The sequence below is a fragment of the Pseudomonas sp. HLMP genome (genome assembly GCF_046365545.1).
Taxonomy (GTDB): Bacteria; Pseudomonadota; Gammaproteobacteria; order Pseudomonadales; family Pseudomonadaceae; genus Aquipseudomonas; species Aquipseudomonas guariconensis_B.
Map to the genome: position 1 here is coordinate 1,407,968 of NZ_JBDLLR010000001.1, position 23,596 is coordinate 1,431,563.

At 63.2% G+C, this 23,596-nt stretch carries 18 protein-coding genes, 1 tRNA gene and 1 pseudogene; 4 read left to right on the forward strand and 16 right to left on the reverse strand.

Annotated features, from left to right (window positions below; all coding sequences use genetic code 11):
* Positions 1 to 28: 28 nt before the first annotated feature.
* From gudD to ABFA30_RS06670, 3 genes and pseudogenes are all read right to left on the reverse strand, one after another.
* Positions 29 to 1,408: a glucarate dehydratase gene (gene gudD / locus ABFA30_RS06660; RefSeq protein WP_225786453.1), complete on the reverse strand. Its 1,380-nt coding sequence runs from the start codon at positions 1,406 to 1,408 to the stop codon at positions 29 to 31.
* A gap of 22 nt (positions 1,409 to 1,430) precedes the next feature.
* A complete protein-coding gene (locus ABFA30_RS06665; RefSeq protein ID WP_410045257.1) occupies positions 1,431 to 2,777 on the reverse strand; it encodes an MFS transporter in 1,347 nt (448 codons plus the stop codon).
* Positions 2,778 to 2,914: 137 nt separating this feature from the next.
* Positions 2,915 to 3,007 (reverse strand): annotated as a pseudogene (locus tag ABFA30_RS06670) (5-dehydro-4-deoxyglucarate dehydratase); the annotation flags it as partial.
* Between the two features lie 313 nt (positions 3,008 to 3,320).
* On the opposite strand from ABFA30_RS06670, the gene ABFA30_RS06675 reads away from it, so the two are divergent.
* Entirely contained in the window at positions 3,321 to 4,055 is a 735-nt protein-coding gene (locus tag ABFA30_RS06675; RefSeq protein ID WP_225786451.1) for a FadR/GntR family transcriptional regulator, read from the forward strand.
* Positions 4,056 to 4,239: 184 nt separating this feature from the next.
* Here ABFA30_RS06675 and ABFA30_RS06680 read toward each other — a convergent pair.
* From ABFA30_RS06680 to rpsU, 5 genes are all read right to left on the reverse strand, one after another.
* Positions 4,240 to 4,316, reverse strand: a tRNA-Ile gene (locus ABFA30_RS06680).
* A gap of 15 nt (positions 4,317 to 4,331) precedes the next feature.
* Positions 4,332 to 8,075, reverse strand: coding sequence for a bifunctional diguanylate cyclase/phosphodiesterase (locus tag ABFA30_RS06685; protein WP_410045258.1), 3,744 nt, complete (start codon positions 8,073 to 8,075; stop codon positions 4,332 to 4,334).
* A gap of 193 nt (positions 8,076 to 8,268) precedes the next feature.
* Positions 8,269 to 10,122 carry an RNA polymerase sigma factor RpoD gene (gene rpoD, locus ABFA30_RS06690; RefSeq protein ID WP_253102132.1) on the reverse strand — a complete coding sequence of 618 codons (1,854 nt, stop codon included), beginning with the start codon at positions 10,120 to 10,122 and terminating at the stop codon, positions 8,269 to 8,271.
* Between the two features lie 67 nt (positions 10,123 to 10,189).
* Entirely contained in the window at positions 10,190 to 12,175 is a 1,986-nt protein-coding gene (gene dnaG / locus ABFA30_RS06695) for a DNA primase (protein ID WP_253102134.1), read from the reverse strand.
* A 286-nt stretch (positions 12,176 to 12,461) separates the two neighbouring features.
* Positions 12,462 to 12,677 (reverse strand): 30S ribosomal protein S21, encoded by a 216-nt coding sequence (gene rpsU / locus ABFA30_RS06700; protein WP_003255575.1) that lies wholly within the window; start codon positions 12,675 to 12,677, stop codon positions 12,462 to 12,464.
* Between the two features lie 204 nt (positions 12,678 to 12,881).
* On the opposite strand from rpsU, the gene tsaD reads away from it, so the two are divergent.
* The gene (tsaD, locus tag ABFA30_RS06705; RefSeq protein ID WP_225786447.1) at positions 12,882 to 13,907 is read left to right on the forward strand and encodes a tRNA (adenosine(37)-N6)-threonylcarbamoyltransferase complex transferase subunit TsaD; all 1,026 of its coding nucleotides are present in this window, start codon (positions 12,882 to 12,884) and stop codon (positions 13,905 to 13,907) included.
* A gap of 26 nt (positions 13,908 to 13,933) precedes the next feature.
* Here the strand turns inward: tsaD and plsY are convergent, their stop codons facing one another.
* The gene (gene plsY, locus ABFA30_RS06710) at positions 13,934 to 14,503 is read right to left on the reverse strand and encodes a glycerol-3-phosphate 1-O-acyltransferase PlsY (RefSeq protein ID WP_225786446.1); all 570 of its coding nucleotides are present in this window, start codon (positions 14,501 to 14,503) and stop codon (positions 13,934 to 13,936) included.
* A gap of 74 nt (positions 14,504 to 14,577) precedes the next feature.
* Between plsY and folB the strand changes: the two genes are divergently transcribed.
* Both folB and folK read left to right on the forward strand, forming a co-directional pair.
* Entirely contained in the window at positions 14,578 to 14,934 is a 357-nt protein-coding gene (gene folB / locus ABFA30_RS06715; RefSeq protein ID WP_225786445.1) for a dihydroneopterin aldolase, read from the forward strand.
* Complete coding sequence (gene folK, locus ABFA30_RS06720; RefSeq protein ID WP_225786444.1) at positions 14,925 to 15,434, forward strand: 2-amino-4-hydroxy-6-hydroxymethyldihydropteridine diphosphokinase; 510 nt, start codon at positions 14,925 to 14,927, stop codon at positions 15,432 to 15,434. The genes folB and folK overlap by 10 nt, the downstream gene beginning before the upstream one ends.
* Positions 15,435 to 15,575: 141 nt before the next feature.
* Here the strand turns inward: folK and ABFA30_RS06725 are convergent, their stop codons facing one another.
* The 7 genes from ABFA30_RS06725 to apaG form a co-directional block, all read right to left on the reverse strand.
* On the reverse strand, positions 15,576 to 16,730 hold the full coding sequence (locus ABFA30_RS06725) for a multifunctional CCA addition/repair protein (protein WP_410045259.1): 1,155 nt from the start codon (positions 16,728 to 16,730) through the stop codon (positions 15,576 to 15,578).
* Positions 16,731 to 16,788: 58 nt separating this feature from the next.
* Entirely contained in the window at positions 16,789 to 18,357 is a 1,569-nt protein-coding gene (locus ABFA30_RS06730) for a SpoVR family protein (protein ID WP_225786442.1), read from the reverse strand.
* Positions 18,354 to 19,625, reverse strand: coding sequence for a YeaH/YhbH family protein (locus tag ABFA30_RS06735; RefSeq protein ID WP_225786441.1), 1,272 nt, complete (start codon positions 19,623 to 19,625; stop codon positions 18,354 to 18,356). Before ABFA30_RS06735 ends, ABFA30_RS06730 begins: the two co-directional genes overlap by 4 nt.
* A gap of 141 nt (positions 19,626 to 19,766) precedes the next feature.
* Positions 19,767 to 21,689, reverse strand: coding sequence for a PrkA family serine protein kinase (locus tag ABFA30_RS06740; protein WP_225786440.1), 1,923 nt, complete (start codon positions 21,687 to 21,689; stop codon positions 19,767 to 19,769).
* A 284-nt stretch (positions 21,690 to 21,973) separates the two neighbouring features.
* On the reverse strand, positions 21,974 to 22,303 hold the full coding sequence (gene glpE, locus ABFA30_RS06745) for a thiosulfate sulfurtransferase GlpE (protein ID WP_225786439.1): 330 nt from the start codon (positions 22,301 to 22,303) through the stop codon (positions 21,974 to 21,976).
* 13 nt (positions 22,304 to 22,316) lie between these two features.
* Entirely contained in the window at positions 22,317 to 23,183 is an 867-nt protein-coding gene (locus tag ABFA30_RS06750; protein ID WP_225786438.1) for a symmetrical bis(5'-nucleosyl)-tetraphosphatase, read from the reverse strand.
* The gene (gene apaG, locus ABFA30_RS06755) at positions 23,183 to 23,563 is read right to left on the reverse strand and encodes a Co2+/Mg2+ efflux protein ApaG (RefSeq protein ID WP_225786437.1); all 381 of its coding nucleotides are present in this window, start codon (positions 23,561 to 23,563) and stop codon (positions 23,183 to 23,185) included. Before apaG ends, ABFA30_RS06750 begins: the two co-directional genes overlap by 1 nt.
* Positions 23,564 to 23,596: the final 33 nt, after the last annotated feature.

The following is a 23,596-nucleotide window of genomic DNA, read 5'->3' on the forward strand; positions in this document are numbered from 1 at the left end:
ACGGCATTGAAGACAGGCCGCCAGGCGCCTAGCGCACCAGGCACGGACGCTTGTTGTCGAACTGCCAGCCGGGAACCAGGAACTGCATGGCGATGCTGTCATCCCGCGCGCCCAGGCCCTTCTGGAAATAGAGTTCGTTCGCCTTGGCCAACTGGTCCTCGTCGATGTCGACACCCAGGCCTGGACGCTCCGGTACCTTGACGAAGCCGTCGACGATCCGAAGCGGGTCGCGTGTCAGGCGTTGGCCGTCCTGCCAGATCCAGTGGGTATCGATGGCCGTGATCTCGCCCGGCGCCGCGGCTGCCACCTGGGTGAACATGGCCAGGGAAATGTCGAAGTGGTTGTTGGAATGGGAGCCCCAGGTCAGGCCCCAGTCATGGCACATCTGGGCCACCCGGACCGAGCCCTGCAGTGTCCAGAAGTGCGGGTCGGCAAGCGGGATATCCACCGACTGCAACTGGATCGCATGCCCCATTTCGCGCCAGTCGGTGGCGATCATGTTGGTGGCCGTCGCAAGGCCGGTCGCGCGGCGGAACTCGGCCATCACCTCGCGGCCGGAGTAGCCGTTTTCAGCGCCACAGGGATCTTCGGCGTAAGCCAGCACGTGGTGCTGGTCACGGCACAGCCTGATGGCCTCCTTGAGCGACCAGGCACCATTGGGGTCGAGGGTGATTCGAGCTTCAGGGAAACGCTCGGCGAGCGCGGTAACCGCTTCGATCTCTTCTTCGCCACGCAGTACGCCGCCCTTGAGCTTGAAGTCGGTGAAGCCGTAGCGTGCCTTGGCAGCTTCTGCCAGGCGTACCACCGCTTCAGGTGTCAGCGCCTTTTCATGACGGATGCGGAACCAGTCATTGTCGGCGTCAGGCTCGCTGCGGTATTCCAGGTTGGTGTCGTTGCGGTCACCGACATAGAAGAGGTAGCCGAGCATCTTCACTGCGTCGCGCTGCTGGCCTTCGCCGAGCAAGGCGGCCATCGGCACACCGAGGTGTTGGCCAAGCAGGTCGAGCAGTGCCGACTCCATGGCGGTGACAGCGTGCACGGTGATGCGCAGGTCGAAGGTCTGCAAGCCGCGCCCGTCGGCATCCCGGCTGGCGAACGTCTGGCGCATGGCGTTGAGCACGCGCTGGTAGTGCCCGATCGGCTGGCCCACGACCAGGCTACGGGCATCTTCCAGGGTCTGGCGGATACGTTCGCCCCCTGGCACCTCGCCGGCACCCGTGTTGCCCGCACTGTCGCGCAGGATTACGACATTGCGGGTGAAGTACGGGCCATGGGCACCGCTGAGATTCAGCAGCATCGCATCGTGCCCTGCAACCGGGATTACCCGTAGCTCGGTGACCACGGGCGTGCCATTGGACACTTGGGTGGAGGGGGTGAAAAAGGGCTGGGTTGGGCTGTGAAGGTTCATGGTCGTCAATTCCTGCAGGAAGTCAGTGAGGCTGGCTCAGCGCCGAGGGATGTTTGGCGTTGTCGTCACCCGCGCCCTTCGGGGCCGTGCGGATGAAGAAGACGAGCAGGGCAGCGAGCAGCGAGGTGCAGGCCAGGCCGTAGAGGCCGCCTTGGATCGAACCGGTCTGCTCTTCGAGAATGCCGAAGGTCGCCGGGGCGACGAAGCCGCCGAGGTTGCCCAGGGAGTTGATCAGGGCAATGACCGCTGCGGCGATGCGTGCATCCAGGTAGGCCTGGGGGATTGGCCAGAACAGCGCAGAAGCCGACTTGAAGCCGATGGCCGCGAAGCACACCGCCACGAACGCGAAGACCGGGCCGCCGGTGGTGGAGAGGAACATCCCCAGGCCGGCGATCAGCAGCGCAGCTGCAACCCACGCCTGCTGGAACCTCCAGCGACTGGCGCAGGCGGCAAAGGCATACATGGCGACGATGGAGATCAGCCAGGGGATCGAGTTGAAGAAACCGACCTGGATATCGCTGAGCCCACCCATGTTCTTGATGATGCTTGGCAGCCAGAAGGTCGCCGCGTAGATGGTCAGCTGGATGCAGAAGTACAGCACGCAGAACAGGATGATCTGGGGATCGCGTAGCAGGCGCCATACGGTAAGCCTTGGCCCCTTCAGCGCTTCACGCTCGCGCTGCTCGCGTTCGATGGCGCTGTTGAGCGCGTTCTTCTCGTCCGCGGTCAACCATTTGGCGTCGTTGGGCGTGGAGTCCAGCCAGAACCAGACGGCGAAGCACAGCACGACGGAGACCATCCCCTCGATGAACAGCATCCACTGCCAGCCGTGCATGCCCAGGCCCTCGATCTGCATCAAGGCGCCCGCCAGAGGGCCTGAAATCAGCGAGGCTGCTGCTGAGCCACTGAGAAAGATGGCGATGGCTTTGCCGCGTTCATCCTTGGGCAGCCAGCGGGTGAAGTAGTAGATGACGCCAGGGAAGAAACCGGCCTCGGCGACGCCCAGGAGGAATCGCAGGATGTAAAAGTGCGTTTCGTTCTGCATGAACGCCGTGGCACTGGCGACCAGGCCCCAGGTGAGCATGATGCGAGTGAGCCACACCCGTGCGCCGACGCGTTGCAGCAGCATGTTCGACGGCACTTCGAAAAGCGCATAGCCGATGAAGAACAGACCGGCACCCAGGCCGAAGGCGGCAGCGCCGATGCCCAGGTCCGTTTCAATGTGCGTGCGAACGAAGCCGATGTTCACCCGGTCGATGTAGTTGACGATGAACATGATGACGAACAGCGGTAGCACATGGCGTTTGACCTTGCCTACCGCGCGGCCGAGGACATCGCTGTCGGCGGCTGAATCTGCGATCTGGTTCATGACCTGATCTCCCACTAATTGTTTTTGTGCGGGCTGTACCGGCCAGGTGGCGTCCCTGGTTGGTGGTTCTTTGTCGCAATGGGCAGGCGGCGTGAGCCGCCAGGCCATCCGCTCTATTGCGGGCGGACTGCGTCGCGGGCAGCGTTCAAATCACCGTTGGCAGTGAAGTCGGTGACAGGGAAGGGCGAAAGCCCAGGAGGAAGGATCGATTTCAACTCTTGAGGATTCATGACGGGTCACAACCTGCTTGGATGTTGTTGTGGAGGAGGCAGCGTGGCTTGTCTGACATGTCGAGGGCGATGGTAGGACCGAAAATGTTGTACGACAAGCGTTTTTCGAGAAAGAATTCACAGGATACAACCTGCTTTTAGTGGCTAATATGCTGGAATATGATCACAATTCAGGCTATTTCATGTTGCTGTCGGGTTGCTCTGACACGTCGTAAATTAGATATAAAAATTAGTTGTCATACAACTTGGCGCTGCTAAAATCTCCCGAAAACGGCTTGGGTTGTCTGTCAACTGCCACCAGAGGTGAGGAAGCATGGCGTTTCAAGAGTCCCCTGCGCCGATCCCGCGCAAGAAAAGCCATACACGTGCTCATGACCTCGTGTCCGACCTGACGCGCCGCATACTGATGGGTACTTTCCAGCCGGGAGACAAGTTGCCGTCCGAGGGAGCTGTCGCACGCGAGCATGGCGTGAGCCGGACAGTGGTGCGCGAAGCGCTGTCGAAGCTCCAGGCTTCAGGCCTTGTTGAAACGCGGCATGGCATCGGTACGTTCGTGATCGAGCGACAACCGCAAAGCGGCTTCCATGTGGGGGTGGAGACAGCGGCGGGTGTACGCCAGGTGCTGGAATTACGCATTGGGCTGGAGGGGCAGGCCGCCGCCCTGGCAGCCCTGAGGCGCACTGACGACCATTTGCGACGCATGCGCCAGGCCCTGGATGACTATCAGGACCTGGCGGCAGCCGGGGATAGCTGCATCGAGCCTGACCGGCGTTTTCACCTGCTGATTGCGGAGGCCACGGGCAATGTCTACTTCACCGAGCTCATGAGCCACCTGGGAAGCGCCCTGATTCCCCGCAACAGGCTCGACCTGGTCGAGCGCTCCGGCGCGAACCTGGCCCGTCATGCATACCTGGCCAACCTGGAGCATGAGGCCATCCTCAATGCAATCCGCCGACAGGATCCGGATGCCGCGCGTGCGGCCATATGCTTGCACTTCACCAATAGCCGGGATCGGCTGGTGCCTGGTGTCGAGGGGGTGGATGGTTAGTCTGGGCAGATGGGCGGGGCGCTTACGTCTTGTGATGTTTCTTTGCTAGCGGAGCTGCGGCGATATCCCGCATTTGATGCCGGTGTGGACGCATTGTGGACGCAAAGGGGCTTGCAGGAGGGGGAGGAGAGGTGGATCGCTGGCTTTGAAAAGACGAAAGCCGCGCAGTGCGCGGCTTCTGGACTGGTGGGCCCACACGGACTCGAACCGTGGACCAAAGGATTATGAGTCCTCTGCTCTAACCAACTGAGCTATAGGCCCCAGGAGGTGGCCGGATTATAACGAGGGTTTCGAGACGGTGCCATCTGAAAGATCCGATAGTGCTATGCGCAGGCAGGTAGCGGCGAACTCCTCGGGCGGTAGAGGCAGGCTGACGATGTAGCCCTGGATCTGCTCGCAGCCTTCGGCGGCGAGGAAGCGTTGTTGTGCCTGGTTCTCCACGCCCTCGGCGATGATGGTCAGCTGCATGCTGCGGCCAAGGGCGATGATGGCGCGGGTGATGGCGGCGTCGTGGGGGTCGTCGGGGAGGCCGCGGATGAAGGACTGGTCGATCTTGAGGATGTCCAGGGGCAGGCGCTTGAGGTAGCTCAGGGACGAATAGCCGGTGCCGAAGTCGTCGATGGCCAGCTGTACGCCAAGGGCCTTGAGCTGGTGAAGAATGGCCAGAGCCTCTTCGGCCTGGCTCATGATGAAGTTCTCGGTGATTTCCAACTGCAAGTCGCCCGCCTTGAGCTGGTAGGCCTTGAGCAGGTGCTCGATGCGCCTGGCCAGGTTGGGTTGGCGCAGTTGGGCGCCGGCGAGGTTGATCGACAAGGGGCCGAACGGTTGATGGGTGCGCTTCCAGGCGTGCATCTGCCGGCAGGCCTGCTCCAGCACCCAGTCGCCCAGTTGGAGAATGGTGCCGTTCTCCTCGGCGAGGTGAATGAAGTGCTCCGGCGGGACTTCGCCGAAGGTCGGGTGGCTCCAGCGGATCAGGGCTTCGGCGCCGACCAGGCTCTGGGTCTTGAGGCTGAACTTGGGCTGGTAGCACAGGCTCATCTCGTTGCGCTCGATGGCGCGGCGCAGTTCATGCTCCAGGGCGATGCGTTCGCTGGCCTGGGCGGTGAGGTCGCGGGTGTAGGCTTCGACACGGTTGCGGCCCTTGGCCTTGGAGCGGTACATGGCGGCGTCGGCGTTGCGGATCAGGCTGGCAACGTCGCTGCCATCCTGTGGATAAAGGCTGATGCCGATGCTGGCGCTGGTGAAGAACTCGTGTTCACCGGCCTGGAATGGGGCGTGGAAGCAGGCCAGCAGCTTATTGGCGATGGCGCTGGCGTCGCTGGGCCTGTGCAGGCCGGGCAGGAGGATGATGAATTCGTCGCCGCCCAGGCGGGCCACGGTGTCGACGTCGCGCACCTGCTCCTTGAGGCGCTGGGCGATGCCTTTGAGCAGCAGGTCGCCGACCGGGTGGCCGAGGCTGTCGTTGATGTGCTTGAAGCGGTCCAGGTCAAGGAACAGCACCGCGCCCTGGCGATTGGAGATCTGTGCGCAGGTGAGGGCGGCTTGCAGGCGGTTCTCGAACAGCGCGCGATTGGGCAGGCCGGTGAGCGGGTCGTGGTGAGCCTGGTAGTCGAGCTTGGCCTGGGCGTGCTTGAGGCTGGAAATGTCGGCGAACACGGCGACGAAGTGGGTGATGCCACGCTCGCTGTTGCGCACGGTGCTGATAGTCAGCCAGCCGGGGTAGAGTTCGCCGTTCTTGCGCTTGTTGTAGATTTCGCCTTGCCAGTGGCCCTCAGCGGTCAGTTGGTGCCACATGGCGGCGTAGAAGGCGCTGTCGTGCTGGCCGGAGGCGAGCAGGCGCGGGGTCTGGCCGAGGGCCTCGATCTCGCTGTAGCCGGTGATCTCGCTGAAGGCGCGGTTGACCGCGCTGATGCGCTGGTCGGGGTCGGTGATCAGTACGCCTTCGGCGGTGTTCTCGAACACCGTGGCGGCCAGCTGCAGTTTTTCCTGCATCAGGTGGCGTTCGGTGATGTCGCGGGCGATCGTCAGCATGCAGTCGACCCCGGCGATCGGCAGTGGCCGAGCGGACAGTTCGCACAGGCGGATCTGCCCGTCGCTGCGGCGGATGTGGCAGCTGAAGTCGCGCACGAAACCGTCGCGCTTGAGTTGCTCGACCAGGCGACTGCGCTCGTTGAGGTCGACCCAGATGCCCAGGTCCAGGGAAGTCTGGTCGATGGCTGGGTTGATGTCGTAGCCGGTCAGGCGGCAGAAGCCTTCGTTAACCTCGATGAGCAGGCCATCGCTCTGGCGTGACAGCAGCAGGCCGTCGGGCGAGGCGTGGAAGGCCTTGGCGAACTTCTCCTCGGAGGTCTGCAACTGCTGTTGCGTTTCCTTGAGCTGGCTGATGTCGCGCACGGCGACCACCAGGGCCGGGATGCCGTCCAGGTCGAAGGTCTCGGCTGAGGTCAGGCCGGTGAACAGCTGGCCATTGCTGCGCCGGAAGCTCATTTCCAGGTTGCGGATGCCGCCGCTGTGCAGGCGTTCGAGCAAGGCCGGGCCGGCACCGGCGACGGCCCACAGGTCCAGCTCGGTGGCGGTGCGGCCGATCACCTGGGCCGCGCTCAGGCCGATCTGCTCCTCGAAGGCCTCGTTGACTTCCAGCAGGCAGCCGTCGCTGTGCCTGGCGATCAACAGGATGTCCGGGCATTGCTGGAACACCGAGGCGAACTTCTGCTCCGACAGGCGCAGGGCGTCTTCGGTGCGTTTGGTCTCGCTGATGTCGATCATCAGGCCGCGCATCAGCGGACGGTGGCCGTGCTCGATCATGCTGACGATATTGCGTACCCAGAGGGTGTGGCCATCGGCGCGGATCACCCGGTAGTCGAGGTTGTGGTCACGCCCGGCGGCGGTTTCGCTGTCGCAGTAGGCCTGGGCCCAGAGCGCATCTTCGGGGTGCAGGATGCTGCGCCAGAAGCCTGGCTTGAGCCACTCGTTGAGCGGGTAGCCGAGCAGGTCCTCGGCATGGGGCGAGACGTAGCTGTAGGTGAAGTCGTTGGCGTCGGCTTCCCAGGCGATGGCAGACAGGCTTTCGACCAGGCTGCGGTAGTGGTACTCGCTGCTGCGCAGTTCCTGTTCGAGGGCGATGCGCCGGGATATTTCCGAGCTCAGGCGCCGGTTGATGCGGATCACCACGGCGAGAATGGCCACCAGCAGCAGGACGGCGGGCAGGCCGTAGAGCAGCATGTCGTGCCAGAAGGTTCGTTGATCCACGACGTTGCCGACCCAGCGTTGCTGGATCTGGTTGATTTCGCCACTGCTCATGTCGGCCATGACTTTGTCGAGGATGCCGACCAGCAGCTTGTTCTCCCGTGGGGCAGCCATGGCCAGTTGATAGCGGTAGGGCGTCTCGCCGCTCACGTAGAGGCCTTCGAGCTTGAGCTGGCGCAGGCTCCAGATGCTCGAGGCGAGGTCGCCGACCACGGCATCCACCTCGTCGATGGCCAGTGCCTGGAGGGCTGAGCTGACATTGGGCAGGGCCACCAGGTTGAGGTCGGGGTGGTGGCTGCGCAGCAGTTCGTGGGGGGCGTAGTTTTCCACTACGGCGATCTTGAGGCCGTACAGGTCTTTCAGTGTGCGTGGTTGCGGGCCGCCTTCGTGGGCGAGGATAACGATGGGGAAATCGAGGTAGGGGCGGGTGAAGGCCAGGTAGGTCTGGCGCTCCGGCGTCGACATGATGCCTGGCAGCAGGTCGATGCGGTTCTGCCGGGCCTGTTCCAGCACCTGGGTCCAATTGCTGGGCTCGACGGGTTTGAGCGTGACGCCCAGGCGTTCCTGGATCAGGGTGATGTAGTCGGCGGCCAATCCCTGGTAGCGGCCTTCCTGGTCGCGGAACTCGAAAGGGGGCCAGGACGCGTCGATGCCCAGGCGCAGCTGTGGATGGGCGCTGAGCCAGGCTTTCTCCTCGTCGGTCAGGGTCAGGGCGCCGGCCGTTGTGTTCCAGATGAGCAGGATCAGCAACAGAAGGGCCGGCATAAAGGGCATAGCGGCCTCTCGTTCAGGGGGTCTGAATTCGAGTGTAGACGGGCATTGGGTGGGCGGTGGGAGATTGTCCGGCCTGCCGGGGCCCGTGGGAGCGGGCTTGCCCGCGAATCGGCTGGCTCGCCGGTGCGGGCAAGAGCCTACCCCAATGCCATTGCCCCAAAAGAAAAACCCCGGCCTGGGCCGGGGTTCGTCATCACTCATCGAGGAACGATCGCAGGTGTTCGCTGCGAGTCGGGTGGCGCAGCTTGCGCAGCGCCTTGGCTTCGATCTGACGGATCCGCTCGCGGGTCACGTCGAACTGCTTGCCCACTTCTTCGAGGGTGTGGTCGGTGTTCATGTCGATGCCGAAACGCATGCGCAGCACCTTGGCTTCGCGTGCGGTCAGGCCCGAGAGCACGTCACGGGTGGCTTCCTTCAGGCTTTCGACCGTGGCTACGTCGATCGGGGACTGCATGGTCGAGTCCTCGATGAAGTCGCCCAGGTGCGAATCTTCGTCGTCACCGATCGGGGTCTCCATGGAGATCGGTTCCTTGGCGATCTTCAGCACCTTGCGGATCTTGTCCTCTGGCATCTCCATGCGCTCGCCGAGCTCTTCCGGCGTCGGTTCGCGACCCATCTCCTGCAGCATCTGCCGGGAAATACGGTTGAGCTTGTTGATCGTCTCGATCATGTGCACCGGAATACGGATGGTGCGCGCCTGGTCGGCGATCGAGCGGGTGATCGCCTGGCGAATCCACCAGGTGGCATAGGTCGAGAACTTGTAGCCGCGACGGTATTCGAACTTGTCCACCGCCTTCATCAGGCCGATGTTGCCTTCCTGGATCAGGTCGAGGAACTGCAGGCCGCGGTTGGTGTACTTCTTGGCGATGGAAATCACCAGGCGCAGGTTCGCCTCGACCATTTCCTTCTTGGCACGGCGGGCCTTGGCCTCGCCAATGGACATGCGGCGGTTGATTTCCTTGATTTCGGCGACGGTCAGGCCGGTCTCGTTCTCGAGGTCGATCAGTTTCTGCTGGCAGGCGACGATGGCGGCGTTCTTCTCACCCAGGGCGGCAGCCCACTTGGTGTTGCGCTTGGACAGGTCGCCGCTCCAGGTCTGGTCGGTTTCGTTGCTTGGGAACAGGCGCAGGAAGTCGGCACGTGGCATGCGCGCATCACGTACGCACAGCTGCATGATGGCCCGCTCCTGGGCGCGCAGACGCTCCAGGGCGCTGCGTACGCGCTCGACCAGGACGTCGAACTGCTTGGGCACCAGCTTGATCGGCATGAACAGCTCGGCCAGGGCCTGCAGGGCGGCGATCCCTTCATCGCTGCCGCGACCGTGCTTCTTCAGCGCCTTGACGGTGACGTCCAGCTGGTCGGACACCGCGCCGAAACGCTGGCGAGCGACTTCCGGATCCGGGCCGCTTTCGCCTTCGTCCTCGCTGTCGTCAGCGTTTTCTTCGCTTTCTTCGTCCTCTTCTTCCTCTTCCTTGGCGGCCGCGGCCTTGGCGCCGAGCTGAGGGGTTTCCTCGGAAGGCGTGGCGATGCTGTCATCGGGGTCGATGTAGCCGCTGAGGACGTCGGACAGGCGGCCACCTTCGGTGGTGACGCGGTCGTATTCGCCGAGGATGTAGTCGACGGTACCCGGGAAGTGGGCGATGGCGCCCATCACTTCACGAATGCCTTCCTCGATGCGCTTGGCGATTTCGATCTCGCCTTCGCGGGTCAGCAGCTCGACGGTACCCATCTCACGCATGTACATGCGCACCGGGTCGGTCGTGCGGCCGATATCGGTTTCAACCGCCGCCAACGCGGCGGCGGCTTCTTCGGCTGCGGCTTCGTCGGTGTCGGCTTCCGCCAACAGCAGGGCATCCGCATCCGGAGCACTCTCGAATACGTTGATCCCCATGTCGTTGATCATGCGGATGATGTCTTCCACCTGTTCAGGATCTGAAATATCCTCAGGCAGGTGGTCGTTGACCTCCGCGTAAGTCAGGTAGCCCTGCTCACGACCGCGGGTGATCAACTCTTTGATACGAGACTGCTGTTGCGCTTTTCCGGACATAACACCCTATCCACTGAAGGTCTTGGCGGGCAAAAAACAAGCCGAGGATTATACCCGAGCATGGACCTCACGCGCCAGATGAGGTCGGGGTTTGTGCGGGAACATTGCGGCTCAGCAGTGCGAGCAGCTGAGATTTTTCCTCGGCGCTCAACTCACTTTGACGTGCTTTCCTGAGCAGATGTTCCAGGCTGCGCTCGCGTTGGCGGGCGGACAAGCTAGTTATAGTGTCGAAAAACTGTTGTTCAAGGTTGTCGGCATCGATCAACCATTCCTTTTCCGCCAGGGCGCGCAGCAGGCGGCCTTGTTCAGTGCCGTGCCAGCGTGCGATCAACTGCATTGAGCTTAGCCCAGGATTCTTCTGTGCGGCCTCGATCAGGGCCACCAGCAGTTGGCTGTAGAGATGCTCTTCGTCGGCGAAGTGGCTGGCGTCCTCGACCTTGCCGGCCAGCAAGGGGTGGTGCAGCAGGGTGCGCAAGGCCGACAGCGTCGGCGGCTCCACCGGGGCCGGCACGCGGGGTGGCGCTTCGCCGCGCTGGCCGTCGCGCTGCCAGGGCTTGCCGCCTTTCTTGTCCCAGGGCTTGCCGTCCCATTGCTTCTTGCCGCCGCCTTTGTTTTGCGTCCAAGGGCGCTGCTCCTGGTGGGCGGGGGCGTAGTCGGGCTGGTGCGTATCGCCATAGTCGGGCGTGTAGCTGGCCATGGCGTCGTAGTCGTAGCCAGGGTCGTAGTCCGGCGTGCTGGTCGCGGGCGCGCTCTGTGCCAGTTGTTCCACCTGCTGGGGGTCCAGTCCGGTGATTTCCTTCAGGCGATTGCGCATCAGCTGACGAAGGTTGGCGCCGGGGATCTTTTCGATCAACGGCGCGGCCAGGGTCGCCATGTGCGCCTTGCCTTCCAGCGAGCGTGGATCGGCCTCGTTGCCCAGTTGCTCGAAGAAATAGTCGGCCAGGGGCTGGGCGTGCTGATTGATGCGCGCCAGGAAAGCGTCGGTGCCCTCGGCGCGGACCAGGCTGTCCGGGTCTTCGCCTTCGGGCAGGAACAGGAAGCGCGCGCGGCGGCCGTCCTGCAGGCTCGCCAACGTGGACTCCAGGGCGCGCCAGGCGGCCTTGCGGCCGGCCTGGTCGCCGTCGAAGCAGAACAGCACGCTGGGGACTACGCGGAACAGGCGCTTGAGGTGCTCCTCGCTGGTGGCCGTGCCCAGGGTCGCCACCGCATTGCGCAGGCCCTGCTGGGCCAGGGCGATGACGTCCATGTAGCCCTCGACGACGATGATCTCGTCGAGGTTGCGGTTGTGCTTGCGCGCCTCGAACAGGCCGTAGAGCTCCTGGCCCTTGTGGAACACCGGGGTTTCCGGGGAGTTCAGGTACTTGGGCTTGTCGTCGCCCAGGACTCGCCCGCCGAAGGCGATGACCCGGCCACGGCTGTCGCGGATCGGGAACATCACTCGGTCGCGGAAGCGGTCGTAGCGCTTGCCGGTCTCGGCGTTCTCGATCAGCAGGCCTGCGTCGATCATGACCTTCTGCTGCAGGGTGTCGGCGCCCAGGTGCTTGAGCAGGTTGTCCCAGCCCGGCGGGGCGAAACCCAGGCCGAAATCGCGGGCGATCTCGCCGGACAGCCCGCGGCCCTTGAGGTAGCCCACCGCCGCCTTGCGGGTCGGGTGGCTGCGCAGGGCCTGGCGGTAGAACTCGGCGGCGGCTTCGAGCAGCGGGTAGAGCGGCGAGTCGGTGGGCTGGCGGGGTTTCTGCCCGCGCCGGCCCTCCTCCCGCGGGACTTCCATGCCTGCGGCCCTGGCCAGCTCTTCGACGGCCTGGGGGAAGTCCAGGTTGTCGTGGTCCATGATGAAGCCGAGCGCGTTGCCACCGGCGCCACAGCCGAAGCAGTAGTAGAACTGCTTGTCGGGGCTGACGGTGAAGGACGGGGTCTTTTCCTTATGGAACGGGCAGCAGGCAGAGAGGTTCTTGCCGGTCTTCTTCAGCTGGACGCGCGAGCTCACCACGTCGACGATGTCGGTGCGGTTGAGAAGGTCGTCGATGAAGCTCTGGGGAATCAGCCCGGCCATGGCAGTCTCGTCATCTGGCAACTGGCAAGTCTAATCGCTACGCGCGGGTTCGGGGCGAGTGGTGCTATTGGAGGGTGCGAGGAAAAAATGTGCTCGTCAGCCACGGAGGGCTCGTCAGTCACGACGTGCACGACTGGCCATTGACCAGCTCTGACGTGTTCAGGCGGATTGCCCGCAAGCTGCTGCAAGGGGCACCTCAGGCTTGGCGCCAAAGGTTTGAAGCTACCGCTGCCATCAACCCGGCACAAGGCCGGGCGGGGCAGAAGCTTTGCGTAGAACGCCTGTATCAGTACAGACGAACGGCGCGGCGCTGTTCGCGCTGGACCTTCTTGGCGTGACGCTTGACAGCGGCAGCGGCCTTGCGCTTGCGCTCGGCAGTCGGCTTCTCGTAAAACTCGCGGCTACGAACTTCAGCCAGTACACCGGCTTTTTCGCAGGAGCGCTTGAAACGACGCAGAGCTACGTCGAAGGGTTCGTTCTCTTTAACTTTGACGGCTGGCATCCAGGGCTACCTTCATTCATTACCGGGGTGGACGCGCTCCTGGCAAAACAAGGGTGTGCTGGAGAACGTCGGTTTTCAAGGGCTGCGGATGTTAACCCTTAGACGGCCGGAATGCAAAGCCTCTGATCGAAAACCGCTGGTCGGCATCGGGTACGGGGACTATCATGCGCGCCTTCGAATTCAGCCTCGACAAGGCACAGACCCATGCTAGTACTGGGATTGGAAACATCCTGCGACGAAACTGGCGTCGCATTATACGACAGCGAGCGCGGCCTGCTGGCCGATGCCCTGTTCAGCCAGATCGACCTGCACCGCATCTATGGCGGGGTGGTACCGGAGCTGGCTTCGCGTGACCACGTCAAGCGCATGCTGCCGCTGATCCGCCAGGTGCTGGGCGAAGCCGGCTGCGTCGCCACCGAGATCGATGCGATCGCCTATACCGCCGGCCCCGGCCTGGTGGGGGCCCTGCTGGTCGGTGCCTCGTGCGCCCAGGCACTGGCGTTCGCCTGGGACATTCCGGCGATCGGCGTGCACCACATGGAGGGCCACCTGCTGGCGCCCATGCTCGAAGAACAGCCCCCCGAGTTTCCGTTCGTCGCCCTGCTGGTCTCCGGTGGCCATACCCAGTTGGTGCGGGTCGATGGCGTCGGCCAGTACCAGTTGCTTGGCGAGAGCCTGGACGACGCGGCGGGTGAGGCCTTCGACAAGACCGCCAAGCTGATTGGCCTGAATTATCCCGGCGGGCCTGAAATCGCCCGCCTGGCCGAGCGCGGTGTACCCGGGCGCTTCGTCTTCCCCCGGCCGATGACCGATCGGCCTGGCCTGGAGTTCAGCTTCAGCGGCCTCAAGACGTTCGCCCTGAATACCTGGCAGCAATGCCGCGATGCCGGGGACGACAGCGAGCAGACCCGGTGCGACCTGTCCCTGGCATTCCAGCAGGCGGTGGTGGAGACTTTGACCATCAAGTGCAAGCGTGCCCTCAAGCAGACCGGGCTCAAGCGCCTGGTGATCGCCGGGGGGGTGAGCGCCAACAAGGCCCTGCGGGCCTCGCTGGAGGCCATGCTGTCCAGCATCAAGGGCAATGTGTATTACGCCCGGCCCCGGTTCTGCACCGACAACGGCGCCATGATCGCCTATGCCGGCTGCCAGCGCCTGCTCGCCGGGCAGCGCCAGGACCTGGCGATCAGCGTGCAGGCACGCTGGCCGATGGAGCAGCTACCGGCGGTATGAAGGTGAATGCCGTTCAGGCTGGCGATTCAGAAATGTCGTTCGCGCCCGGCGAACAGGTCGCGTAGATTGCTGCGGTGGCGCCAGACGATCAGCAGGGTGAGCGCGGCCATCGGCAGCAGTGCCTCGGGCTCGCGCCAGGCCAGCAATGGCAGGGTCAGCGGTGTGGCGATCAGCGCCGCCAGGGAGCTGGTGCGGGTGAGGTAGAAGGTCAGCAGCCAGGCAACGATGGCCAGCAGCGCGGCCGGCAGGTACAGGCCCATGAGCATGCCGGCGGCCGTCGCCACGCCCTTGCCACCCTGGAAGCGGAAGTACAGGGGGAACATATGGCCGACCACCGCACAGAGGCCGATCCAGGCCTGCTCCTGCAGGCCGAGCCCGAGCAGTTGGGCCAGCAGCACGGGCAACAGGCCCTTGCACAGGTCGCCCAGGAGGGTCAGGATCGCCAGCTTGCGGCCCGCCAGGCGCAGCATGTTGGTGGCGCCGGCGTTGCCCGAGCCGCTGGAGCGCGGGTCGGGGCTGCCGCTGAGGCGGCTGAGGACGATGGCGAAGGACAGAGAGCCAAGCAGGTAGGCGAGCAGCGCCAATAACCAAAACATGCTAACTATTCCGGGCGGGGATGCCCTGATTCTAACGGCGCCAGTCGCCCTTGTCGTGCTGTGGAGAGAAGTGCTTGGACAGAGTGTTCATCGAAGGCCTGGAAGTCGATACCGTCATCGGTGCCTATGACTGGGAGCGGGATATTCGCCAGTGCCTGCGCCTGGACCTGAGTTTCGCCTGGGACAACCGTCCGGCCGCCGCCGGTGACGATCTGCGCCTGGCGCTGGATTACGCCAGCGTTTCGGCGCGTGTCCAGGCGTTCGCCGAGCAGGCCCGCTTCGAATTGGTCGAAACCTTTGCCGAGCGCCTGGTGGCGGAGCTGATGGAGACGTTCGGCATTCCCTGGATGCGTCTGAAACTGACCAAGCCGGGCGCCGTACCAGCGGCCCGTGGCGGCGTTGGCGTGGAGATCGAGCGCGGATGTCTCTGAGCACGGTATACCTGGGGCTGGGCAGCAACATCGAGCGCGAGGCGCACCTGTGCGCCGGGCTCGACGCCCTGGCCGGCTTTCTGCGCGACATGCGTTGTTCGCCGGTGTTCGAGAGCCAGGCGGTGGGCATCAAGAGCGGGCCTTTCTTCAACCTGGTGGTGACCGGGCAGACCGATCTGCCGCTGCTCGAGCTGGATCGCCGGCTGAAGTTCATCGAGGCGGACAATGGCCGTTATGCCCCTGAGCGCAAGGGGTTGCCGCTGGACATCGATGTGCTGATGTTCGATGACTTGCTGGGCACCTTCAATGGCCTGGTGCTGCCGCGGGCGGAAATCCTGAAGAATGCGTTCGTGCTCTGGCCCTTGTCGTTGCTGGCGCCGGAGCTGGTGCATCCGGGCGTGGGCAAGCGCATGGCGCAACTGTGGCAGGAGGCGGATATCGAGCAGGTGCTGGCGCCGGTGTCGTTCGAGTGGCGTGGGTTGCAGCTGACCCGGATGTGAGGCGGGAGAGCCTCGGTGCTGGTCAGTCAAGGCATTGAGCGGCCCAATGCAGGCTGGCATCGAGGCACGTCCCACAAGGCGTGCAGGGCCCTGTGGCAGCGGGCTTGCCCGTGCATGGGCAAGCATGAGTGCCTAGGGTTTCTACGCTTCGTATTGTCGTTTGTAGGCTTCCAGCGCCTTCAGTCGCTCTCCCTTGAGCGCCTCGCCCAGCGCTTGCCCGGTCAGGCCTCGCTCCACCAGGCGCTTCACATCGACCTCCTTGGCCACCGCCGCGGCGCCACGCAGGTAACCGGCCTGTGGATAATCCCCGCTTTCCAGCCCCAGGCGTGCACCTGCATCCATCTCGCAGGCCGCGATGAAGTCCTCGAAGCGTTGCGGGCGGCGGTATACGTCGAACGTGTGCAGCAGTTCCAACAGCGCCCCAGCGGGTAATTCAAGGGCTCGTTGGAAAGAGGTGTGGCACTTGCCAACCAACTGCGCCAGTTCCTGGCATTCCCGGGGGGCCTTGAAGCGCTGATTCATCGCTTTGATCTGCGCTAGGCCCAGAGCGTGCAACAGGCAAGCCCAGCGTACATTCAGCGGTTGCCGGTGCCGAGCGGCCTGTTGCAGGACCGCGAGGGTATGGCTGCCGCTGTCGAGCCCGGTTGGTTGTTCGAACAGCGCATCGACCTCGGGCATCAGTTCCGCCAGGGCGTCACACGCACGCAATACCTGGATGAACACCTGTGGTTGGTCTTCCATCAGCGCTCGCTCGATTTCCTTCCAGCTACGCTCGGCGGTCAGCGCCTGCAGCTCGCCCGAGGCGCTGATCTGGCGCATCAGCTCGAGGGTTTCCTCGGCCACGCGAAAACCCAGCGGGGCATAGCGCGCGGCAAAGCGGGCCACCCGCAGAACGCGCAAGGGATCTTCGGCGAACGCCGGGGAAACGTGGCGTAATATGCGCCGTTCCAGGTCTTCCTTACCATGGTAGGGGTCGCACAGCGTGCCCTGCTCGTCCTCGGCCATGGCGTTGATGGTCAGGTCGCGGCGGATCAGGTCCTCTTCGAGAGTCACCTCGGGGCTGGCATGGAAGGTGAATCCGCCATAGCCACGTCCGCTCTTGCGTTCGGTGCGCGCCAGGGCGTACTCCTCGCCGGTCCTGGGATGGATGAATACCGGGAAATCAGCACCGACCGGGCGAAAGCCCTGGGCCTGCATCTGTTCGACCGTGGCGCCGACCACCAGCCAGTCGATATCGCTGACCGGGCGCCCGAGCAAGCGGTCGCGCACCGCGCCACCGACTTTGTAGATCTGCATGAGAAACCTCCATTACTGCCCACAGGATACCCTGTCGACAGCAATGGAGGTGCGCCTGCTAGAGGTGATGCACCACGGCCAGGTCCATGCGGCCGTATTCGCTCGCTTCGCCTTGTTCGCCACGCGGCGGCATGTGATGGGTCTTCATCACCTGGTCGCCCTGAACGGTTTCCAGGTGGATGTCGAAGCCCCAGAGGCGATGCAGGTGCTTGAGCACTTCCTCGGTGGAGTCGCCCAGCGGCTTGCGGTTGTGCTGTTGATGGCGCAGGGTCAGGGAGCGGTCGCCGCGACGGTCGATGCTCCAGATCTGCACGTTGGGCTCGCGGTTGCCCAGGTTGTACTGGGCGGCCAGTTGTTCGCGGATCAGCCGGTAGCCGGCCTCGTCGTGGATCGCCGGAACCAGCAGGTCGTCGCGTTGGTCGTCGTCGAGGATGCTGAACAGCTTGAGGTCGCGGATCACCTTGGGTGACAGGTATTGCAGGATGAAGCTCTCGTCCTTGAAGCTGCTCATGGCGAACTTGAGGGTAGAAAGCCAATCGCTGCCGGCAATGTCGGGGAACCAGCGGCGATCTTCCTCGGTGGGGTTCTCGCACATGCGACGGATGTCGGTGTACATGGCAAAACCCAGGGCATAAGGGTTGATACCGCTGTAGTAGGGGCTGTCGAAGCCTGGCTGGAACACCACGCTGGTGTGTGACTGCAGGAACTCCATGATGAACCCGTCGGTCACCAGCCCTTCGTCGTACAGGTCGTTCATCAGGGTGTAGTGCCAGAACGTGGCCCAGCCTTCGTTCATCACCTGGGTCTGGCGCTGTGGGTAGAAGTACTGGGCGATCTTGCGCACGATGCGCACCACTTCACGTTGCCAGGGTTCGAGCAGCGGGGCGTGCTTTTCGATGAAGTAGAGGATGTTTTCCTGTGGTTCGGCGGGGAAGCGTACATCATCCCGTTCGCCGCCCTTTTCCGCACCCTTGGGAATGGTGCGCCACAGGTCATTGATCTGCCGTTGCAGGTGTTCCTCACGCTCTTTCTGTCGACGGCGCTCTTCCTCGGCCGAGATCGGGTAGGGGCGCTTGTAGCGGTCGACCCCGTAGTTCATCAGGGCATGGCAGGAGTCGATCAGGTCCTCGACGGCATCGATGCCGTGGCGCTCCTCGCATTGGGCGATGTACTGCTTGGCGAAGACCAGGTAATCGATGATCGAGCTGGCGTCGGTCCAGGTGCGGAACAGGTAGTTGCCCTTGAAGAAACTGTTGTGGCCATAGCAGGCATGGGCGATCACCAGCGCCTGCATGCACATGGTGTTCTCTTCCATGAGGTAGGCGATGCAGGGGTCGGAGTTGATCACGATCTCGTACGCCAGGCCCATCTGGCCGCGGCTATAGGACTTTTCCGTGCTGAGGAACTGCTTGCCATAGGACCAATGGTGATAACCGAGGGGCATGCCGACGGAGGCATAGGCGTCCATCATCTGCTCGGCGGTGATCACCTCGATCTGGTTGGGGTAGGTGTCCAGGGCGTAACGCTCGGCCAGGCGGCTGATTTCCCGGTCGTAGGCCTGGATCAACTCGAACGTCCACTCCGAGCCGGTGGAAATGGGTTGGCGTCTCTGTGCTCTGGCGGTCATGTGGCTAACCTGCGCTGGAAGAGTTCACGGAAGACCGGGTAGATGTCGCCGGCCGATACCAACTGCTGCTGGGCGAACGTGTCGGGATAGGCCTCGCCGATGCGCTCGTATTCGTACCATAGCGCCTGATGCTCGCGAGGGGTGATCTCGACATAAGTGTAGTACTGCACATGCGGCATGATCTGGTTGGCGAGGATGTCGCGGCAGATCGGCGAGTCATCGTTCCAGTTATCGCCGTCCGAGGCCTGGGCGGCATAGATGTTCCATTCATTGGCCGGGTAGCGGTCGGCCATGATTTCCTGCATCAGCTTGAGCGCGCTGGAAACGATGGTGCCGCCGGTCTCCCGGGAGTAGAAGAATTCTTCCTCGTCGACCTCGCGGGCGCTGGTGTGGTGGCGGATGAATACCACCTCGATGCGATCGTAGTTTCGCTTGAGGAACAGGTAGAGCAGGATGAAGAAGCGCTTGGCGATGTCCTTGGTGGCCTGGGTCATGGAGCCGGAGACGTCCATCAGGCAGAACATCACCGCCTTGGAGCTGGGGTTGGGCTGCTTGACCAGCAGGTTGTACTTGAGGTCGAAGGTGTCGAGAAAGGGCAGGCGGTTGATGCGCGCCTTGAGGCGTTCGATTTCCGCTTCGGTTGCCTGGATATCGGTGAAGTTGTCGGGCTCCTCGACCTTCAGGCGAGCCAGCTCGGCCTGGGCCTCGCGCAACAGGGCGCGGCTGCTGCCGGTCAGGGCGATGCGCCGGGCATGGGCCGAGCGCAGGGTGCGCACGATGTTGATGCGCGACGGGTTGCCTTCGTTGGCGATGCCTGCGCGCACGGTCTTGAAGGTGTCGGCGCCGGTCAGGTGGCGCTTGACCAGGTTGGGCAGCTCCAGGTCCTCGAACATGAACTCGAGGAATTCCTCCTGGGTGATCTGGAAGACGAAGTCGTCCATGCCTTCGCCGGAGTTGCCGGCCTTGCCACGCCCGCCGCCACCTCCGCCACCCTGGGGGCGCGGGATGTGTTCGCCGGCGGTGAATTCCTTGTTGCCCGGGTGGACGATGGTCTGCTTGCCGCCACGACCATGGTGCAGCACCGGCTCGTCGATATCCCGCGCCGGGATGCTGATCTGCTCGCCATGCTCCATGTCCATGATGGAACGGCGGCTTACGGCCTCTTCGACGGCTTTCTTGATGTGCTCACGGTAACGCCGCAGGAAACGCTGGCGGTTGACCGTGCTCTTGTTCTTGCCGTTCAGGCGTCGGTCGATTACGTAGCTCATGGGCCCTCCGGTAGCTGGAAGCAGCTGCGAGCTTCAAGCGACAAGCTGCAAGACAAAGCAGCCCCCGCTGCCGCAAGCTGTCGCGCCTGTAGCAGGTTCGGCGCTGGACAGCTTGCAGCCCGCGGCTTGTAGCTTGCCGCTTTATTGCGATTTCCTGACCCGCAGATACCATTCCGACAGCAGGCGTACCTGTTTGTCGGTGTAGCCACGCTCCACCATCCGGGTGACGAAGTCGTTGTGTTTCTGTTGGTCCTCCTTGCTGGCCTTGGCGTTGAAGCTGATGACCGGCAGCAGGTCCTCGGTGTTGGAGAACATTTTCTTCTCGATCACCACCCGCAGCTTCTCATAGCTCAGCCAGCTCGGGTTCTTGCCATTGTTGTTGGCACGGGCACGCAGCACGAAGTTGACGATCTCGTTGCGGAAATCCTTCGGGTTGCTGATGCCGGCTGGTTTCTCGATCTTCTCCAGCTCCTCGTTGAGGGCGATGCGGTTGAGGATCTCGCCGGTTTCCGGGTCGCGGTATTCCTGGTCCTGGATCCAGAAGTCGGCGTACAGCACGTAGCGGTCGAAGATGTTCTGGCCGTATTCGCTGTAGGACTCCAGGTAGGCGGTCTGGATCTCCTTGCCGATGAACTCGATGTAGCGCGGTGCCAGGTATTCCTTGAGATAGCGCAGGTAGCGCTCACGCACTTCGGCAGGGAACTGCTCCTGTTCGATCTGCTGTTCCAGCACGTAGAGCAAGTGCACCGGGTTGGCTGCCACTTCGTGGGGGTCGAAGTTGAAGACCTTGGAGAGGATCTTGAAGGCGAAACGGGTCGACAGGCCGTTCATGCCTTCGTCGACGCCCGCGGCATCGCGGTATTCCTGGATCGACTTGGCCTTCGGATCGGTGTCCTTGAGGTTCTCGCCGTCGTACACGCGCATCTTCGAGTAGATGTTGGAGTTCTCCGGCTCCTTGAGGCGCGACAGCACGGTGAACTGGGCGAGCATCTTGAGGGTGTCCGGTGCGCAGTGGGCCTTGGCCAGCGAACTGTTGACCAGCAGTTTGTCGTAGATCTTGACCTCGTCGCTGACGCGCAGGCAGTACGGCACCTTGACGATGTAGATCCGGTCGATGAATGCCTCGTTGTTCTTGTTGTTCCGGAAGGTGTGCCACTCCGACTCGTTGGAGTGGGCCAGCAGGATCCCGGAGTAGGGGATCGCGCCCAGGCCTTCGGTGCTGTTGTAGTTGCCCTCTTGCGTGGCGGTCAGCAGCGGGTGCAGGACCTTGATCGGCGCCTTGAACATCTCGACGAATTCCATCAGGCCCTGGTTGGCCCGGCACAGGGCGCCCGAATAGCTGTAGGCGTCGGCGTCGTTCTGCGGGAATTCCTCGAGCTTGCGGATATCCACCTTGCCCACCAGCGCGGAGATGTCCTGGTTGTTCTCGTCGCCTGGTTCGGTCTTGGCGATGGCGATCTGGTTAAGGATGGAAGGGTAGAGCTTGACCACCCGGAACTTGGAGATGTCGCCGCCGAACTCCTGCAGGCGCTTGGTGGCCCAAGGCGACATGATGGTATTCAGGTAGCGCCGTGGGATGCCGAACTCTTCCTCGAGAATGGCGCCGTCTTCGGCCGCATTGAACAGGCCCAGGGGGGATTCGAACACCGGCGAGCCCTTGATGGCATAGAAGGGCACCTTTTCCATCAGTTGCTTGAGCTTCTCGGCCAGGGACGATTTACCGCCACCCACCGGGCCCAGCAGGTACAGGATCTGTTTCTTCTCCTCCAGGCCCTGTGCGGCGTGGCGGAAGTAGGACACGATCTGGTCGATGCACTCTTCCATGCCATGGAAGTCGGCAAAGGCCGGATAGCGACGGATCACCTTGTTGGAGAAGATTCTCGACAGCCTGGAGTTCGTTGAGGTATCGACCAGCTCCGGTTCGCCGATGGCCAGCAACAGCCGTTCGGCCGCCGAAGCGTAGGCGCTGCGATCCTCTTTGCACAGCTCGAGGTACTCCTGCAGCGAGAGTTCTTCCTGGCGGGTTGACTCGAAACGTTGTTGGAAGTGGCTAAAAATGCTCATGACGTCACCTCGCTCGATACGTGGAGCCGACGCCGGATCAGTCAGCTGATGCTGGCATGCAACCGGGCTGGCCGATTGCTGTATACCCCCCAGAACACCCGTAGAAACGCTACCGATGACCCGCACGCCGGTGTACCGGCTCTCCCCTTTTTTGGATGGCCTGGGCTTAAGGATAGTTGGTTATACGCAAGGTCAAGGGCACGAGGTCGAGAAGATGCCCACGACCGTTCGTCAGCTGATGCCCGAGCCCGCATGGGGCGCGGGCTGCAGGAAAAATAAAAAAATTATTCGGCAGTGCCCTGGGCCGTTTCGGCCGGGTAGGTGCTGCGCCACAGCTCGAAGCCGCCATCGAGGCTGTAGACATCGGAGAAGCCCTGGCCGACCAGATAGGCGGCGGCGCTCTGGCTGGAATTGCCGTGGTAGCAGACCACCAGGGTCGGTGCATCGAGGTCGGCATTGCGAATGAACTCGGCGACCGAATGGTTATCCAGATGTGTGGCGCCGGCGATGTGCCCGGCGGCGAAAGACTGCGGGTCGCGGATGTCGACGACCACCGCACCTTGCTCACGCAGGGCCTGGGCCTGCTCGGGAGGGATGCGCTTGAATTCGCTCATGGGACGGTTTCCTTCAGGACTGGTCATTGATTCTAGCCGGTTGTGCCGGCGGGCGCGGGGTGCCGTCGTCGGCGCAGTCGCAGCGGTGGAATTCGCCGCTGTCGACGTTGTACAGGGTCATCGCGCCGCCCCACACGCAGCCGGTGTCCAGGCCGATGACGTCGGGCACGTCGACACGCCCCTCGAGGGCGGCCCAATGGCCGAAGATGATCTTCACGTGGCGTGAACGGCGATCCTTGTGGGCGAACCAGGGCTTGTAGCCCTTGGGCGCGCTGCCTGGGCCTTCCTTGCTCTTGAGGTCGAGCTTGCCTTCGGCGGTGCAGAAGCGCATGCGGGTGAAGTAGTTGGTGATGACCCGCAGGCGTTCTATGCCGGTCAGGCTCTTGCTCCACTTGTTCGGCTCGTTGCCGTACATGCCATCCAAGTACAGTTTCAGGCGGCTGTCGTCGCGCAGGACTTCCTCCACCTCGGCGGCCAGCTCCAGCGCCTTGCCCAAGGTCCACTGGGGCGGGATGCCGGCATGAACCATGGCGATGCCTCGGGGCTCGTCGTAGTGCAGCAGTTTCTGCCGGCGCAGCCAGTCGAACAATTGGTCGGCGTCCGGTGCCTCGATGATTTCGCGCAGGGTATCGCTTTTCTTCAGGCGTTCGACGTTGTGCCAGGCGGCCAGCAGGTGCAGGTCATGGTTGCCGAGCACGCAGACCAGCGAATCGCGGATGCCATAGAGAAAGCGCAAGGTTTCCAGCGACTCGGGGCCACGGTTGACCAGGTCGCCGACCAGCCAGAGACGATCGACCGTTGGGTCGAAGCGTACCCGTTCGAGCAGGCACTTCAGTGGCTGCAGGCAGCCTTGCAGGTCGCCGACCGCATACACCGCCATCAGTGCAAGGCTCCCGGTACGGCCAGGCGGAAGGGGGCGATGAGGGCATCGAAGTGCTGACCGTCCTCGGCGAGCATCTGGTAGCTGCCCTGCATGGTGCCGACGCGGGTGGTGATCACCGCGCCGCTGCTGTAGGTGTGGCTCTGGCCCGGCTCGATGAGTGGCTGCTGGCCGACCACGCCGGCGCCGCGTACTTCCTCGACCTCGCCGTCGCCGTTGGTGATCAGCCAATGGCGTGACATCAATCGGGCCTTGACCGAGCCGTTGTTCTGCACCGTGATGGTGTAGGCGAAGGCGAAACGGTCGTTGTCGGGGTCGGATTGTTCTGTGAGATAGCGGGTGACGACGCTGACGTCGATCTGGTAGCGGGGGTCGGACATGCAAAGGCCTTGGACGAACGGACGCAAATACGG

Excerpts from the sequence above, each read along its gene's own strand:
- gudD (WP_225786453.1), bottom strand. The coding sequence starts at position 1,408 with ATGAACCTTCACAGCCCAACCCAGCCCTTTTTCACCCCCTCCACCCAA.
- rpoD (WP_253102132.1), bottom strand. The coding sequence starts at position 10,122 with ATGTCCGGAAAAGCGCAACAGCAGTCTCGTATCAAAGAGTTGATCACC.
- ABFA30_RS06750 (WP_225786438.1), bottom strand. The coding sequence starts at position 23,183 with ATGGCGGTGTATGCGGTCGGCGACCTGCAAGGCTGCCTGCAGCCACTG.
- dnaG (WP_253102134.1), bottom strand. The coding sequence starts at position 12,175 with ATGGCCGGGCTGATTCCCCAGAGCTTCATCGACGACCTTCTCAACCGC.
- apaG (WP_225786437.1), bottom strand. The coding sequence starts at position 23,563 with ATGTCCGACCCCCGCTACCAGATCGACGTCAGCGTCGTCACCCGCTAT.
- ABFA30_RS06675 (WP_225786451.1), top strand. The coding sequence starts at position 3,321 with ATGGCGTTTCAAGAGTCCCCTGCGCCGATCCCGCGCAAGAAAAGCCAT.
- ABFA30_RS06725 (WP_410045259.1), bottom strand. The coding sequence starts at position 16,730 with ATGCAGATCTACAAAGTCGGTGGCGCGGTGCGCGACCGCTTGCTCGGG.
- ABFA30_RS06740 (WP_225786440.1), bottom strand. The coding sequence starts at position 21,689 with ATGAGCATTTTTAGCCACTTCCAACAACGTTTCGAGTCAACCCGCCAG.
- rpsU (WP_003255575.1), bottom strand. The coding sequence starts at position 12,677 with ATGCCAGCCGTCAAAGTTAAAGAGAACGAACCCTTCGACGTAGCTCTG.
- plsY (WP_225786446.1), bottom strand. The coding sequence starts at position 14,503 with ATGTTTTGGTTATTGGCGCTGCTCGCCTACCTGCTTGGCTCTCTGTCC.
- tsaD (WP_225786447.1), top strand. The coding sequence starts at position 12,882 with ATGCTAGTACTGGGATTGGAAACATCCTGCGACGAAACTGGCGTCGCA.
- ABFA30_RS06685 (WP_410045258.1), bottom strand. The coding sequence starts at position 8,075 with ATGCCCTTTATGCCGGCCCTTCTGTTGCTGATCCTGCTCATCTGGAAC.
- ABFA30_RS06730 (WP_225786442.1), bottom strand. The coding sequence starts at position 18,357 with ATGACCGCCAGAGCACAGAGACGCCAACCCATTTCCACCGGCTCGGAG.
- ABFA30_RS06665 (WP_410045257.1), bottom strand. The coding sequence starts at position 2,777 with ATGAACCAGATCGCAGATTCAGCCGCCGACAGCGATGTCCTCGGCCGC.
- ABFA30_RS06735 (WP_225786441.1), bottom strand. The coding sequence starts at position 19,625 with ATGAGCTACGTAATCGACCGACGCCTGAACGGCAAGAACAAGAGCACG.
- glpE (WP_225786439.1), bottom strand. The coding sequence starts at position 22,303 with ATGAGCGAATTCAAGCGCATCCCTCCCGAGCAGGCCCAGGCCCTGCGT.
- folK (WP_225786444.1), top strand. The coding sequence starts at position 14,925 with ATGTCTCTGAGCACGGTATACCTGGGGCTGGGCAGCAACATCGAGCGC.